Raw genomic sequence first — 15603 nt, 5'->3', positions numbered from 1 at the left:
GCGCAAGGTCCCCCGATGACAGCCTCCAATCCGCTTCAGGTCCAAGCATTCAACACCTTCGATGTGGCCGATCAGATCCGTGCCACCCCGGGCTGGGTGCAGCATTACCAGCAAATGTCCCCCGGGCATTTCAATGGTCTGGTGCGCTACCTCGACCTGCAGGGCGTCGAGATCTACGAGGAGTGCATGAACACCCGGGTCGAGCAGAATTTCAGCGCTCCCGCAGGCGCCCTGGCGTTCTGTTTCGACCGCAGCGACAACGCCCTGTACGTGCTCAACGGCGAAAGTCGCAACATCTGGATCACCCCGGAGAACTACCAGGAAGTGGCGGTGGTATTCGGCCCCGAATTCGTCCAGCGTCATGGCCTGGGAGTGGAGCGCCTGGACGGCTTGTTCATGGCGCCGCTCAACAGCCAGCAGAACGCCTTGTTCTGCCGCTGGCTCAGCGGCACCTTGACCCGCTTGTCCCAGACCTTCGATCCACCGAGCCGCGAAGCCCTGACCCAGCAGTTGCTGGACGATTGCCTGTACATCCTCGACAACGCCTGTGTGCGCCTGGACCCTGGCGGCCTGCAACGGCGCAGCGAGGAGCGGGTGATCATGCAGCGGGTGGCGCAATGGGCTGCCGATGTGCCCGAGGAAACCCTCAACCTGCTGGAATTGTCCCAGGTGGCCGGGGTTTCCCTGCGTCAGTTGCAAAGCGCGTTCAAGGCCTTTACCGGCATGGCCCCCAGCCAGTGGCTGCGCCTGCGCCGGCTCAACAGTGCGCACCGCGAACTGCTCAGCCGCGGGCCCAGCGAGACCACCGTGGCCGAGGTGGCGATGCACTGGTCGTTCTGGCACCTGGGACGGTTTTCCAGCAGCTATCGGGCGCTGTTCAGGGAGTTGCCCAGTGAGACGTTGAAACGTCGGCCGGGGTGATGTAACAAGTCTTTTCAAGTTTAACTAATGAAGTTCATTCGCTTTGCGGCGGCATGAACTTTACGAGCATTAACTATCCTTAGAGTCTAGGCTTATTTAGACTTGATCGATTATCGCCTTGCGCTCTGAAGGAAGACTGAAAAGTCTGCCGTTGAGCACCTCCAAGAAGATTCTCGGATACCCGGAAGATGACTCTTGTGGTCTGGGAATCTGCAAGATTTTATCCTTGTTTGGCACCAGTGATGGTGTCACTTATTAGTTTGAATTAACCTAATATCCAAGGAGTAAATCGTGTCTATCAAAATGATCAAGCAACTGTTGGCTACATCAGTAATCTGCGCATTCGCCACTAGTGCGATGGCTGCTGATGGCACCATTAGTTTCACCGGTGAAATTACTTCTGCCTCTTGTGTGATCTCCGCCGGTGGCGGTACCACTGTTGGTGGAAGCGCAGGTAAGCAGGAGATCGAAGTCAAACTCGGCAAGGTCAGTATGGACTCCCTGGGTAGTGGCAGTTCCGCCGGTATCGTGGGTGGCACCGCGATCAACCTGAACCTGGATTGCGGCAACACCGGTACAGGCCTGAACACCGTCAGCGTCAACTTCGACCCGATGTCCGGTTCCGGTGTCGACTTGGCCAACAACAGTCTGTTGAAGACGGTGGGCAGCGCCAAGGGTGTGGGCATCGGTCTCTACGACGTCGACAGCAACTTGCTGAACTTGTCCGCGAACCAGAGCTTCGATGGCAATCTGGTCAAGGGCGCAGACGACAAGTACAGCGCCATCCTCAATCTGCGCGCGGCCTATGTCGCCAACGGTGAAGCCTTGGAAGCAGGCCCCGCCGACGGCACCCTGCCGTTTACCCTGACCTACAAGTAAATCTCCGTCCAGCGGGGGCGCAATGCTCCCGCTCTCAGCGAGTGACTTATGAAAAGTTTTTTTACAGTGCGTTATCGCCCGGCGCTGATCCTGGCGCTGTGGGTGTTTTCCGGTGTCTGTTCGGCGGGAATCCAGTTGGGCGGCACCCGTATTGTCTACCCGGCGGCCGATCGTGAAGCCTCGATCCTGGTGAGAAACCTAGGCTCGGCGGACATCATGATCCAGTCGTGGATCGAGGCGGATGCTCGGGATCAGGACGCCGATGTACCCTTCGCCATTACTCCGGCGCTGGCGCGGATGGGCGGCAACAAGCAACAGATGCTGCGCATCTTCTACCACGGCAAGGGCCTGGCCGAGGACCGTGAATCGGTGTTCTGGCTCAACGTCCAGGAAATCCCCCAGCAGGCCAAGGAGGAGAACTCCCTGCAGGTGGCAATCCGCCAGCGAATCAAAGTGTTCTATCGCCCGGCGGCGGTGACCGTAACCCTGGAAGAATCCGCCAGCCAATTGCACTGGCGCCTGGTAACCCGTGATGGCGCGGTTCAACTGGAAGTGCAAAACCCTTCAGCCTTGAACATCTCCCTGGGAACTTTGACATTGAGTAGCGGGCAACAAAGCTACAACGTGCAAGAGCAAATGATTGCCCCGAAAAGCACCGTCTACATGAAAGTCAGAAGCCTCGGTGCAATGCCCAAAGGCCAAGCCCAGCTTCACTGGGAATCGATCAATGATTATGGCGCCCTGATCAAGCACGAAACCAAACTCGGTCAATAAACCTGGTTGAGCGTTTTATATTCTTGATGGGTTCCATTGTTTGAATGAAACGCAGCCTCTCATATGGGAAGCCGGATAAACTCATGTCGAATTTAAGAAAAAAATGGAGTTTGAAGTTCAGTTCGCAAGCAGGTTTTTCCTGGCTGGCGGCGATGGGCTTGCTAAGTTCGCCTAGTGTTCTGGCTGCGCAGTTCAACCCGTACTTTCTCAAAGACAAAGGGGCCGCAACAGATCTGCATTTTTTTGAAAAGAATAACGGCGTCGTGCCCGGCACCTACAGTGTCGATCTGTACTTGAACCAGACCCTGAGTCGTCGCCAGGAAGTGACCTTCGCCGCCGACACCGAAAGCGGTGAGGTGCGCCCCTTGCTCTCCATCGCGCTGTTGCGCGAGTTGGGCGTGAATATCCAGCGGCTGGAGCAGGAAGGCCTGTTGCTGGCCGGCAGCGATGAAGCGGACATCTACGATATCGACCGCATCGAAAATGCTTCGGCAGAACTCGACGTGGCCAGCCTGACCTTGTCGGTGAGCATTCCCCATGCTTACATCCTGCGTAACTCTCGTGGTTACGTCGACCCCTCGTTGTGGGACGAAGGCATCACCGCGGGTTTCAGTGACTATCAGGCCAACTTCAACCGCAACAGCAACAAAGGCTTCACCAGCGACTACGCCTACCTGGGCCTGCGCAATGGTTTCAACATCGGCCCGTGGCGCCTGCGCAACGAGTCGTCGCTGACCCAGGGCACGGGCATGCAGCGCAAGTTCTCCAGCAACCGCAGCTATGTGGAGCGCGATGTTTCCAGCCTCAGTAGCCGGGTGTCTTTCGGCGAGCTGTACACCAACGGCGAAATTTTCGACAGCACGCGAATTCGCGGCGTATTGCTGGGCTCGGATATCGGCATGTTGCCGGACAACGAAGTCGGCTATGCACCAGTGGTGCGTGGCATCGCTGAAACCAATGCGACGGTGGAAGTGCGGCAGAACGGCTATGTGATCTACTCCACCGCCGTGTCTCCGGGGGCCTTCGAAATCCGTGACATCTACCCGGGTGGCTCCAATGGCGACCTGGAAATCAAGATCATCGAGGCCGATGGCCGCGAACGCAGCTATTCACAGTCTTACTCCTACCTACCGGTCATGACCCGGCGCGGCAACCTGCAGTACAGCATGGCGGCCGGGCAGTACGACAACCAGGACAGCGCCTCGCCGAGCCTGGTCCAGGCCACTGGGGTCTATGGCGCCAGCGACAACCTGACCACCTACGGCGGCTTTCTGCGCTCCGAGGGCTATGACGCGTTCAACCTCGGCCTGGGCCTCAACACCCCCGTGGGCGGCATGTCGGTGGACCTGACCAACAGCCGTTCGCAGCCTGATCACGGCGAGAAGAAACAGGGGCAGAGTGTGCGCTTTCTCTACTCCAAGACCCTGAACCGGACCGACACCACCTTCACCATGGTCGGTTACCGCTACTCCACCGATGGCTACCGCACCTTGAGCCAGCATGTGGATGAGCAGGAGTACGTCTCCGGGCGCAGCGAGGGCTACAACTTCGGCCGGCAAAAAAGCCGCATCGACCTCAACGTCAACCAGTCGTTGCGCGGCCGCGGCTCGCTGTTCGTCAGCGCCGGTGAAACCAGCTACTGGAACCGCGCCGGGAGTACCCGGCGCCTGCAGATGGGCTACAGCGGCAACCTGAAGAACGTCAGCTACAGCCTGTCGCTGTCGCGCACCCAGAACTCCGGCAGCTCCCAAGGCTCGGACAACCAGGTGTCGCTGTCTTTCAGCGTTCCCTTTGGCAGCCCGGGGCGCTCCCATCGTCTCTACAGCAACATGACCTCTTCGGGCAATGGCCAGCGCAGCCTGCAGTCGGGCATCAACGGTTACATCGACGATGCCGCGACCCTGTCCTATTCGGCCCAGGCCGGGGTGGATCAGATCGACAGTTCCGCCGGTGTCGGGCTGGGTTGGGACGCGCCCTCGGCGCGGCTGGCGGGCAATTATTCGCGCAGTGGCGACAGCCGCCACATGGACCTCACGGCCTCCGGGTCGGTGGTGGCTCACGCCGGCGGCGTGACCTTTGGTCAACCGGTAGGGGAGACCTTCGCCCTGATCGAAGTGCCGGGGGTGAAGAACGTCGGCCTGCAAGGCTCCAATGCCCGCAGCGACGGTTCCGGCTACATCGTCAGCAGCTATGCACAGCCCTACCGCTACAACTGGGTGAACCTGGATACCCAGACCCTGGGCAGCGATGTGGAGCTCAGCGAAAGCTCAAAAATGCTGGTGCCGCGCCGTGGCGCCATCGTCAAGGCGCGCTTCGAGGCCGAGTCCGGACGCCGGGTGCAGTTCGAGCTGAGCCACGCCGCCGGTGCGCGGATTCCCTTTGGCGCCCAGCTGCTCGATGAGCAGGGCAAGCAACTGGCCGTGGTGGACAACATGGCCCGCGCCCTGGCGTTCGGGATCAAGGAGCAGGGGCGGTTACGGGTGACCTGGGGCGATGGCAGTTGCACCTTCCCCTACCAACTACCGCAAGCGGATAAATCCACGGTGTATGACCGGGTAGCGGTGGTCTGCGCTGATCAAGATACAGAGAGGTAACCCAGTGCGAATCATTATTTTATTATTGGCGACCGTATTTTTGAGCATGGCTTTCGATACAGCGAGGGCAGATAACCCCAATAACTGCTATTGGCGCATTTGGAATGGCGAGATAAACGGCGGGAGCGAGCGAAAGGAATTTAATGTGAACACACCGAGCACCATGAAGTTGCAGATGGTGGCAGTGGGCAAAGTAATGGCGACTTCGGCCGATTACCAAGTGTCAGACGACACTTTTCAATGTCCTATGCCTCTCGTGACTACCGTTAAAGTAGCTTATGAAATCGCCCCTGATAGTGGCGCAGAGCTCGAGAGTGGTTATAGAGATGTCTACAAGACCGGAGTGGCGGGTATAGGCATCAGGTTCAGGGTGTCTGAGGGCGCTGGTGTCTCGATACCTACCTCATTTAGTTATGGAAACAATATAACCGTGGTGGCTTCTGTTATAAGGAACCTTAAATACGAGTTCGTTCGGACAGCCCAAGGCGTGGGTTCCGGCGACCTCAAGCTGAATGTCAAGATCAGGCTCATGGTGGACCAGTGGTACGCCGCGAATATCAATATCAATGGCATCACCCGTGTGGAAACCGGCGGTTACTTCGCCGGCTGCGCAGGGGTGAAAAAAAATATCAACGTGCCCATGGGCAAGGTCTGGGCGGGGGATATGAAGGTCGAGGCTACACCTACCAAGTCATTCGACCTCGATGTGCTTTGTACCGGCTTGCCTGCCGGAACCAAGTTGCCGGTCAAGGCCTACTTCGAGGGCAACTTCCGCACTGCGGGTCGTTTGAAACTGTCCAATGGTGGGGCGGGTGGCGTGGAAATCTCCGTGCTCAATGAACAAGGGATAACACTGCCTATTTCCAAGGCCAACGCCATGGCCATGAAGTGGATGCGCAGTGATGCAAGTGGCGAGTTGTACAACCTGCCGATCAAGGCCCGCTACGTCAAGATTCCGGGCTACTCGATTACTGCGGGCAAAGCCGATGCAACGCTCAACTATATCCTCGAGTACAACTAAGCCTTGGCTCAGTGTGCTTGCAGTGAATGGTTGAGGGCCAGCAGTGCCTGTTCAAGGCGGGCTACGACCGCGCGTAGTTGCTGCTCATCGGCATCGTCGGCAATCCGCTGCTCCAGGGCCAGGCACAGGGCCAGCAACTCTTCGATGTCGAGTAGATAGGCCGTGCTCTTGAGCTTGTGGGCAATGGCGTTCAGGTCGCTGCGGTTGCCAGCGGCCATGGCGCTGCGCAATGCCTGCAGTTCCTGAAGGTTGCTGTTGATCACCTGTTCTGCCAGCGCCGGCGGCACCTTGTCACTCGGCGCAGGCTCTGCACTGGTCTCGGGGCGCCGCTCGCGGCTGAGCATGGGCACCACCCGATTCAAACCGGTGAGGTTGACCGGCTTGGCCAGGGCGCTGGTCATCCCCGAGTTCAGGCAGCGCTCCAGTTCTTCAGGCTGGGCACTGGCGGTCAGGCCGACAATGATGCACGGCCGCAGACCCAGTTGGCCTTCCATGCGCCGGATCGCCTGGGTCATCTCGTGGCCGCTCATCTCCGGCATGTTGCAGTCGGTGATGATGATGTCGATGTCATGCTCCTGCCACATGGCCAGGCCTTCCAGGCCATTGTTGGCGATCAGCGGGTGATGCCCCAGGTAGTTGATCTGCTGGTCCAGCAGGTACTGGCTGGGCAGGTGATCCTCGACGATCAGCACCGTCAGCGGCCGCTCAATGGCACTGGCCGTGGCTTGTTCCGGGTCATCGGCCAAGCACCCGACCTCGTCGCTGACCCGATCGAATCGCGCCTTGAAGGTCATGGTGGTGCCAACCCCGGGCTCGCTGTCCACGCTCAGGTGGCCGTCCATCAACAGGCTCAGCGAATGGCTGATGGACAAGCCCAGCCCGGAGCCGGCGTTGGGGTTGTTGACCGCGCCCTCGATTTCAAAGAAAGGGGTGAATACCTGCTGCAACTGCGAGGGCGCAATGCCGATGCCTTCATCAGCCACGCTGACACTGAAGGCCAGGGAATTGTCGTGGCTGTCCTGGCCCTGGCAGCGGATCCGAATGCAGCCCTGGTCGGTGAACTTGATGGCATTGCTCAACAGGTTGGAGAGGATCTGCTTGAACTTCTGGCTGTCGATCCACACCTGCTCGGCGGCCAGGGCATCCAGCTCCAGGTAGATGTCCAGATGCTTTTGCCGGGCCAGGCCTTCGAACACCTTGCTCACGGACAGGATCAGTTCCTTGAGGCTGGCCGTTTCGGGGCGCAAGGTCAGCTTGCCGGATTCGATCCGCGAGATATCGAGGATGTCACCGATCAGCCCCAGCAGGTTCTGCGCCGATTCGTGGGCGATCTGCACTGAACGGGTATTGAGCGCCGCGGCGTTCTTGCGCGCCAGGACCAGTTCCAGCATGCCGATGATCGCGTTCAGCGGGGTTCTGATTTCATGGCTCATGGTGGCCAGGAACACCGTCTTGCTGCGGCTGGCTTTCTCTGCCGAGTCCTTGGTGACCCGCAGTTCATCGAGAATCAATTGGCGTTGCATCAGGTCGAATCGTTTACGAATGATCTTCTGCCGCTGGCTGAGAATCCACCAGGCGGCCAGGGCCAGCATCACGCCGAGCCCGCCGAAGGTGTTCCAGATGGACGACGCCACGCCTTCCCAGTATTTGTCGTCGGTGGCCGAGTTGGCTCGCCAGCGGTCGACAATCTGCAGGTATTCCTGCGGGCTGATCTGCGCCATGGCCTTGTCCAGGACCGAGGTCAACAGTGCCTGTGTCCTGGGCGCGGCGAAGGCAATCTGTGCCTCCTGGCCGGTGATGACACCGTTGATCTTCAAGCTGCTCTCGTATTTGTAGGACAGGTAGTAACGCGCCAGATTGGCGGGCGCCAGTGCGAAATCCACGCTGCCTGCACGTACACGATTGAACGCATCGGCGATGGTCAGGGTTTCCCTGATCTGCAACTTCGGGTACTGCCGGCTCAGTTCATCGCGTTGCAGGTAACCCATGGCGGTCGCTGCTTTACCGCTTGCGTCCTGGTCCAAGGGTTTCAACGGCGGGGCATTTTTCTGCCGCACGATAACGTAAGGGGCGGTGACAAAAGGGCGGGTGAACAGCAGGGATGCATGGTGCGGGGTGATATGGGTCAGCACACTGAGGTCCGCCCCGGCATCATGTAGCCGAGCATAGGCTTCGCTCAGGGAGCTGACCCGGATGATGTCGAAGCGCAGTCCGGTCTTGTGGCGAATGATGTCCAGGACATTCGAGGTGACACCGCTGAAGCGGCCTCGCGTATTGAAAAATGCATAGGGCGCCAAGTCTTCGCTGACCACCAGCCGCACCGCTGGCGCATGGTCCAGCCAGTCGCGCTCGGCAGCCTCCAGGCTTGCGCGAAAGCCGTTCAACTCGCAGGTTTCCTCGCTACCCCACAAGGCCAGCGCCGAGGCCAACTGACAGCGGTCGAGGCCACCCAGCGCGCGCTCAAGCAAGCCATACAAGCGCCGGTCCTGTGGCGCGACGGCGAAGGCTACCTGGATTTCCGGGCGTTGGGCGCTGACGTTGACCACCAGTTGCCGGCTGAACAGCTGGCTGGACAGATAACTGGTGGACAGGGTGTCTCCCAGGTAGACATCAGACTCGCCATCGAGCACCGAAGCCATGGCCGAGAGGGGTGATCCGTACACGGTGATCAGGCCTTGCCCGCCGTTGCTCTGGTAATGCTTCAGGCCTATGCCGTGGGTGGCGGCGATCCGGGTATGGGCCAGGCTCAGGTCACTGTTGTAGTCGCGCAGGTCGCCGCTTTCGGCAAACAGTGCCAGCTCGGTGAAGGCGTAAGGCGGGCTCAGAAGTACATGGTGGTCTTCGGCCTGAGCCCGGCTTGCGGTATCGACCATATCCACCTGGCCTGCGCTGAGGGCCTGGTAGGCGGCCTTGATCGAAGGGTAGGTGCGAACCTTGATCGGGATACCCAGTTCCCGTTGCAAGGCGGCCAGGAAGTCGGCGCTGATGCCTTCCATTTCCTGGCGCTCATCGTTGATTTCACGGTAGGGCGGGAAGTCCTGGTTGACGGTTGCAACTAACAACGACTGCTTCTGGCGTAGCCAGGCCTGCTCGTCGGCGCTCAATTGCAGGCGCACAAACTCAAGGGGCTGGCGAGCACGTATGTTGAGTTCAGAGTCTTGGGCGAATAGAGGGGGGGCGAACAACAGTAACATCAGCACAAACAGCCATGGGCGCTTCAGTGACTTCACATTGTGGCTCTCAGACGAGATTGTTTTGCCTGGCAATGTTTACCAGATCTACCACCGAGGTTACGCCTAGTTTGCTGAGAATGTTGATTTTGTGGCCGCTGACGGTCTTGTTGCTCAGGTGCAGTTTCTCTGCGATCTCAAGGTTGGTCAGGCCCTCGGTCAGCAGCTTGAGCATCTCCAGCTCGCGGTTGGTCAGCACCGCCAGCATGTCGCTGCCGTTCCTGTGCCGGTCGGCATCATGCAGCGGCATGGACTTCTTGGGAAAGAACACGTAGCCCTCGACGATGGTGTCAACCGCCTTGAGCAGCTTGCTCAGCGGCTCGTTCTTGCTGACAAAACCACTGGCGCCGGCCTGCAGGCAACGCATTGCGTAGGTATCGACCGACTGGGCGGAGAACACCAGGACCTTCACGTCCAGGTTCGACAGGGCAATGCGCTTGAGTACCGTGAGGCCGTCCATTTTCTCCAGGCTGACATCGAGGATCACGATCTCCGGCTTGAGCGACTCGATCATGTTTAGCGCGCTGAGGCCATCGGCAGTCTCGCCAACGATGGTGTAACCCTCGGCTTCCAGGGTTTGTCGAACCGCCTGGCAGACCACCGGATGATCATCAACAATCAGTACGTTCTTGCCCATGGCAGATTATCCAAAGTCGAAATATTAGTGAGCTTGATAACCCGCAGCCTCCAGTGACCAGGTATTAACTGGTTATGACTGGGAATTTTCCTAAGTATTTAGCGAGTTTTCTGGCAGGTTTTGTTGGAAAAGAATGCCGGATAAGAGTCTTTTGGTCACCAGAATCTTGCTGGATGAATTGCAAGAATTCGCCCCAGAGCTAGCAAGAAAAATCTTACAAATGGGGGTTTATGACAAATCATCTCGTCTGAAAATTCTCAGAGAGCAGGGATGGCAATACGCCATAAAGCATTTAAAGTAAGTGCCCCTCACCCCCACGCTCAAGGATTGACGATGCGCCACACTGGATTCTGGACCCGTTGCCAAACGACCTTGCTGACCAGCTGCCTGCTAGGCCTGCCATTGGCCGCTCTAAGCCTTGAGGTCCAGGCCGCGGAGCCTGATTTCATCACTCTGGTGATCGAGAACGAAGGCGACTATCCCATCACCTTCGAGCCACCGTTCAACGTCAATTCCTCGGACTTCGAGCGCAAATACCCGGTTGATGTGCCCAGGTACGCCACCGTCAAGGGCATGGAGTCGGGGCCGGTGGTGATCGGTGCGCGCCAGCAGGGGATGCTGGTGATGGCCTTGAGCAAGCCGATGTTCAATATCCTCGATATCTTCAGCAAGGACTGGGGCTTCAACCTCAAGTTCTGCCAGGAACGGGGGGCCTGTGACGAAGCCCGGCTCAGTGGGACCATCCGCTCCACCACCAGCTTCAACTGGAATCAGTCGAAAAACTTCAGCGATGCGCAAGTGCGCAACATGACCAACGATGAGCTGGACGCCTACGCCAAGACCAAGGTCATGATCTCGGGAATTCTGACCACCCTGAGCAGCGTTCTCGGCCTGCCGTTCGGTGCTGCCGGCATGATCGGCGGCCTGCCGGATGTGCAGAACTTCAAGGTGACCTTGAAGCAGCAATGCAACGCACGCTTCTCGATGAACCTGGAACCCTCGCTGGCGCCGAACGGCGATTTTCTCGTCGACTTGCGGGTCAACCGCGTGCTGCCCAGCGACATGACCAACTTCAACGGTTTTGTCATCGACGACAGCGCTGTGGTCGGCAGTGGTCTGCGCCTTGTGGAAAACGGCTGCCGCGACGGCCGGCAAGCCCAGTGCCTGATCAGGTTCAACGGCGGCACCGATGTGAGGAACCTCAACACCACCGAGTTCGCCGTCACCGATCGCGCCGGTTGCAAGGCCGGCGACAAGCTGGCCTATTCCCAGGGCGCCTTCATGCTCAGCAACAAAGTCGGTTTTCCGGTGCGCTACACGCTGTTCATCAAGGACCGGATGGTCGACAACGGTGAAGTCTGGCCCGACCAGAACAAGGACCTGCGCCAACTGGTAGGCCAGGTCATGGCCACCGTCGGTGACCAGGAATGCCCGCAGACCCAGGACCCCTGGATGGGGGGGCGGCGCATGGGGGTCTGTCCGCTGCGCCTGGAAGTCCAGGGTGATGGCGGCCCGGGGCTCAAGGGCAGCCTGCGTTGCAGCCTGTCCATGCGTCAGGGCACCGTGGGCGACCCGAATGCCGACTACATGAACCTCTACAGCCTGACCGGCTGCACCCCCGGCATGCCGGCGTCCATCAGCCCGGTGACCGATTTCTACCAGATGGATATCAAGCGCATGGTGCCGCTCAGTGGCATGTACAAGATGCTTTCCATCGATCTGATCAAGCCGAAACAGCAATAGGGACTCCGGTCATCAGCCGCACTCGGGAAGCGCAAACGAGCAGAAGGACTCAAGCAGATGTCGGCAACACAGGCTTTCACTGCCCCGGGCGGGCACGATGCGGCGCTCACCCAGGAAGCGGACGATCTTCTCGATCGCTGGCCGGTGGCCAAGTTGATCTACCGCATGATCACCGCGACGCCCTCGGGCTGGTCGACCCGGATTGGCCTCTACGGCCAGTGGGGCAGTGGCAAGACCAGTGTGTTGAATTTTCTGCAGCAGATTGCTGAGGACGCAGATGACATCGTTGTGCGCTTTCCCGCGTGGCAGATCAGCGGGGAGGCGGGGTTCGTGGCTCAGTTCTATCTGGAATTGACCGCGGTGTTGCAGCGCAAGGGGCAGGCCGAAGCGTTGCGGCCCTGGTTGCAGCGCTTGAGCAAAAAGGTCACGGACACTCTGAGCAAGGTGTCGAATTCCGCTGCTCAGGTGACCCTTCCCGAGTCGGTCGAATACGCGCCGGTGATCAGCGCGGCGGCCCATGTCTCGGGAGTGGTCTTTGACAAGCTCAGTGGCATGCTGCAATTGCAAGCCGAGGACCTCAACGCACTGCGCGCACAACTGGGAAGGCGGCGGGTGATCGTCTTTATCGACGACCTTGACCGGGCCGATCCGAAGGTCATTCCGCAGACACTTCTGGCCCTGCGGGAGTTGCTCGACTGGCCGGATTTCGTGTTTGTCCTGGCGTTTGACAAGGAGCTGGTCAGCCGGGCGTTGAGCGGTTACTCCGCAGCCTTCGGTGAGTCCGCCCAGCACTTCCTGGACAAGATCATCGACATCCCGTTTGCCTTACCGGAGCCCACGCCGAAGCAAGTGCAGAAAATGGCCGCGAGGCACCTGAAGGACTGCTGCCCGTTCCTGCTCGATGAAACCATCGAACAGACGGCCGAGTGGTTCCCGGCCAACCCGCGCCAGGCCAAGCGCATCTGCCGCAGCTTGTCGGTATTTGGCGCTGCGGCTGACCGGCATGCCGACGACGAGCTGGATTGGCGCGGGATCATCCTGCAGACCCTCTTGCGAGAGACTGAACCCAAAGTGGCGCTGCGTGTTGAAGAGAACATGCTGGGGTTCCACTCGGCATGGCGACCGGCGATGTTCAACCAGAGCAATGCCAAAGAACAGGAGCAGCATAAACACGCCGCGCTCGCGGCCGCTCAACATCCCCAGGACGAACTGAAGAACAAGCGCCTGTTGCGGCTGCTGGACGAGTTGGGGAAGGCCAGGAGCAAATTGTCCCTGGAACGAATCAACTATGAAATGAGCCTGGCAACACGTGAGGTCGAGTTCACCATTCCCGAGTTTTCCCAGCTTCTGGATATCTGGCGGGAGCAAAGGAGCCCAGGGTGCATTCACCACTTCATCCTGACCGCGGCCAGTAGAAGTGGCGCTGCAGAGACCGTGGTAGCCAGTGCGATGTTGAACATTGCCAATATTCAATATGGCCAGCTACTCGGCAGAACGGCATCGATCTACTCACGGCAAGAGTTTGAACAGGCATTGCACCAAGCCAGTGAGTTGTTGGCATTGATCGAGTTCTTCTACAGCGATGAACTCGATGGCGCCATGTCCGTTGTCCGTACCGGCCACGCTATCTGCCTGGAGTACATCCGGCGCTTCTTCTACTTGGCTGGTCAAACAGGCAGCGCCGGTGAACGGCGCTTGCGTGAACGCGAATTGCCGCTGCTGCGGGTCATTGCCGGGCAATGTGATGATGCCAAACGCCTGTATCTGGATGTCGAGCCCAATCATCGCAAGGTGTTCGTGCCTTGCTGGCAAGAGCAGCCTGCTGTTTACCAACACTACATGGGCGCCATACAGGAGGTTACTGCGCCGCGCCTGGTGGATGAGGCGATCAACCAGTTCGGGTTGCCCTACGGTGTAAACAACGTGTTCCTGGAGGATGACGCGCAGTTGCGCTGGGTACTGACAGCAGACGTATCACCACTGTACACAGGAAAAACCAGGGACTATGGCTGCGAACAGTTCAAGGCATTGATCCACGGCGCTCAAGAGCTGAGTGGCAAGGCAATCATCGCCAAGAATGCCTTGAGTTATCTGGGCCTATTTATCAGCAGCAGTGAGTCAAGCTACGTATTGCTCACTTACCAGGCGCATTTGCATCTGGACTATATCCGTCTGGCTTGGCAGGCCGTCAGCCAGTTGGAGCCGACCCTGCAAACCCTGACTTACCTGAAAGTGCTGAAAGGCAGCCTGGAGGCGCTTATGCAAGCGCCTGAGGGTTTGAGCACACCTGTCTGGTGGGACGGCAGGCCTGGTGATATCGAGTCCGAGTTGCCAGCGCTTTGATTGCCTTCAACGGCTTGAGGCGTCATCCGCCTCTTTGCGCCGGCTAACCCGGTGGCAACAAGCGCAACGGATCTACGGGTACGCCATTGGCGCGGATCTCGAAATACAACTGGGCGCGGTCGGTGTCCTGGGAACCGGCCTCGGCGATTTTCTGGCCCTTGATCACCATCTGGCCTTCCTTGACCAGCAGGCGGCTGTTGTAGGCGTAGGTGCTGGTGTAGGAGGGGCCGTGCTGGAGGATCATCAGGTTGCCGTAGCCGCGCATGTAGCCGGCGAACGCCACCTTGCCGCCCAGGGTGGCGTGGATCGGCTGGCCCTGGGTAGTGGCGATGCGGATGCCCTGGTTGAGCTTGCCGGTGGGCGAGAAGCGGCCGATCAGCACCCCGCGCAGTGGCCAGCTCCAGCCCTGCAAAGTGACCTTGGGCATCGGCGGGGCAGGCGGCGCGGCCTTGCCCTTGCTCTTGCTGGTGGTGCTGCGCGACTTGCTGCTGATTACCCGGGTGGTCCTGGCCGCGCCGCCAACCCGCAGCACCTGGCCGACTTCCACGGTATAGGGCGCCTTGAGGCCGTTGACCCGCGCCACCACCTTCCAGTTCGTGCCGTTGCGGCTGGCAATCGAATACAGCGTGTCACCACGCTTGACCCGATATTCACCGGCCTTGAGGGGCGCGTTGCCGCCAGGGCTGGAGGAGTTGGAGCTGCAGGCCGATACGGCTAGCAGCAAGGCAATCAATAGGAGTCTGACGAACACGTGGCTTCCACTATTTCCTGATAAAGCCATCCAGCCTGAACCCCGCTGCGTGCAGCCTGGGTAACCGGCGATGCGCACGGCGGGCAACTATACCGGTTTGCTGGCGATGAGGCGCGTAATAGACTGCCACAGCCCCTATAAATTCAATCACCTAGTGATCGAGCGCAAGCGCATGCGGTACTTGGCGTTGAGGCTGGATGGCGGGTCTTCCTGGTAATTTCTTGAAATATACAAGCCCTGGGGAGATCGCTGGGAATCATGCATACCCCTTGGGAAATCATTAAAGACGTCGGCGTCTGCCAGAGTAGACCCTCCTTGGCCCGACATTCCTCTGCGAGCGCCAGAGCGTGCCATTGCCCCCGACTTTCCCTCTGTGCCAAATGGCTGTCTGTGCCGTCGCTGAGCACCGCGGGCTTCTTCCTCTGGCAACACCACTATTCGTTTCAGGCCGCCGCTGGCTGGCAGCTGGAATAACTCCAGGCAGACATCCCCAAGGCGGCGAGCCATGTTGCGGCGGGCTCTGTCGATGTGACCGAAGAGTTGCCTGAAGGCAAGGGCGCCTGTTGAACAGCCTTGCCAATAGCAGCTGCAGCGTGATCCTCAACTCACTGTCGAAGCCCGATGGCCAGGCATCATTTGGCGGTGGGCTAATGAACCCTCGGGGGACGCGTGTATATCCGGATGACCAATCAAGGGGCGTAAACGGTTCA

At 59.2% G+C, this 15603-nt stretch carries 10 protein-coding genes; 7 read left to right on the top strand and 3 right to left on the bottom strand.

Features of this window, described 5'->3' with window-relative positions; translation table 11 throughout:
- The first annotated feature begins 15 nt into the window (after window positions 1-15).
- The 5 genes from GV818_RS23520 (at window position 16) to GV818_RS34800 (ending at window position 6189) form a co-directional block, all read left to right on the top strand.
- Window positions 16-921: a helix-turn-helix domain-containing protein gene (locus GV818_RS23520; RefSeq protein WP_161758864.1), complete on the top strand. Its 906-nt coding sequence runs from the start codon at window positions 16-18 to the stop codon at window positions 919-921.
- A gap of 291 nt (window positions 922-1212) precedes the next feature.
- A complete protein-coding gene (locus tag GV818_RS23515; protein WP_368668942.1) occupies window positions 1213-1800 on the top strand; it encodes a fimbrial protein in 588 nt (195 codons plus the stop codon).
- Between the two features lie 48 nt (window positions 1801-1848).
- Window positions 1849-2574, top strand: a complete 726-nt coding sequence (locus tag GV818_RS23510; protein WP_161758863.1) for a fimbrial biogenesis chaperone — start codon at window positions 1849-1851, stop codon at window positions 2572-2574.
- Between the two features lie 83 nt (window positions 2575-2657).
- Window positions 2658-5168, top strand: a complete 2511-nt coding sequence (locus GV818_RS23505) for a fimbria/pilus outer membrane usher protein (RefSeq protein ID WP_161777670.1) — start codon at window positions 2658-2660, stop codon at window positions 5166-5168.
- 4 nt (window positions 5169-5172) lie between these two features.
- Window positions 5173-6189 (top strand): fimbrial protein, encoded by a 1017-nt coding sequence (locus tag GV818_RS34800; protein ID WP_161777669.1) that lies wholly within the window; start codon window positions 5173-5175, stop codon window positions 6187-6189.
- An 8-nt stretch (window positions 6190-6197) separates the two neighbouring features.
- Here the strand turns inward: GV818_RS34800 and GV818_RS23495 are convergent, their stop codons facing one another.
- Entirely contained in the window at window positions 6198-9419 is a 3222-nt protein-coding gene (locus GV818_RS23495; protein WP_161777668.1) for an ATP-binding protein, read from the bottom strand.
- A gap of 10 nt (window positions 9420-9429) precedes the next feature.
- Window positions 9430-10056, bottom strand: a complete 627-nt coding sequence (locus GV818_RS23490; RefSeq protein WP_161758859.1) for a response regulator transcription factor — start codon at window positions 10054-10056, stop codon at window positions 9430-9432.
- A gap of 333 nt (window positions 10057-10389) precedes the next feature.
- Here GV818_RS23490 and GV818_RS23485 point away from each other — a divergent pair, with 333 nt between their 5' ends.
- Together GV818_RS23485 and GV818_RS23480 are read left to right on the top strand one after the other, a co-directional pair.
- A complete protein-coding gene (locus GV818_RS23485) occupies window positions 10390-11799 on the top strand; it encodes a hypothetical protein (protein ID WP_161758858.1) in 1410 nt (469 codons plus the stop codon).
- 57 nt (window positions 11800-11856) lie between these two features.
- Window positions 11857-14142, top strand: coding sequence for a KAP family P-loop NTPase fold protein (locus GV818_RS23480; RefSeq protein ID WP_161758857.1), 2286 nt, complete (start codon window positions 11857-11859; stop codon window positions 14140-14142).
- Between the two features lie 43 nt (window positions 14143-14185).
- On the opposite strand, the gene GV818_RS23475 is transcribed toward GV818_RS23480, so the two are convergent.
- The gene (locus tag GV818_RS23475; protein WP_368668941.1) at window positions 14186-14893 is read right to left on the bottom strand and encodes a peptidoglycan DD-metalloendopeptidase family protein; all 708 of its coding nucleotides are present in this window, start codon (window positions 14891-14893) and stop codon (window positions 14186-14188) included.
- Window positions 14894-15603: the final 710 nt, after the last annotated feature.

The organism is Pseudomonas sp. Fl4BN1 (assembly GCF_009908285.1).
In the GTDB taxonomy this organism is placed as follows: Bacteria; Pseudomonadota; Gammaproteobacteria; order Pseudomonadales; family Pseudomonadaceae; genus Aquipseudomonas.
The sequence above is the reverse complement of the archived record's forward strand: the minus strand, read 5'-3'. Positions and strand labels throughout refer to the sequence as shown.

Coding starts and splice junctions, on each gene's coding strand:
- GV818_RS23520 (WP_161758864.1), top strand. CDS start 16: ATGACAGCCTCCAATCCGCTTCAGGTCCAAGCATTCAACACCTTCGAT.
- GV818_RS23480 (WP_161758857.1), top strand. CDS start 11,857: ATGTCGGCAACACAGGCTTTCACTGCCCCGGGCGGGCACGATGCGGCG.
- GV818_RS23490 (WP_161758859.1), bottom strand. CDS start 10,056: ATGGGCAAGAACGTACTGATTGTTGATGATCATCCGGTGGTCTGCCAG.
- GV818_RS23485 (WP_161758858.1), top strand. CDS start 10,390: ATGCGCCACACTGGATTCTGGACCCGTTGCCAAACGACCTTGCTGACC.
- GV818_RS23510 (WP_161758863.1), top strand. CDS start 1,849: ATGAAAAGTTTTTTTACAGTGCGTTATCGCCCGGCGCTGATCCTGGCG.
- GV818_RS23505 (WP_161777670.1), top strand. CDS start 2,658: ATGTCGAATTTAAGAAAAAAATGGAGTTTGAAGTTCAGTTCGCAAGCA.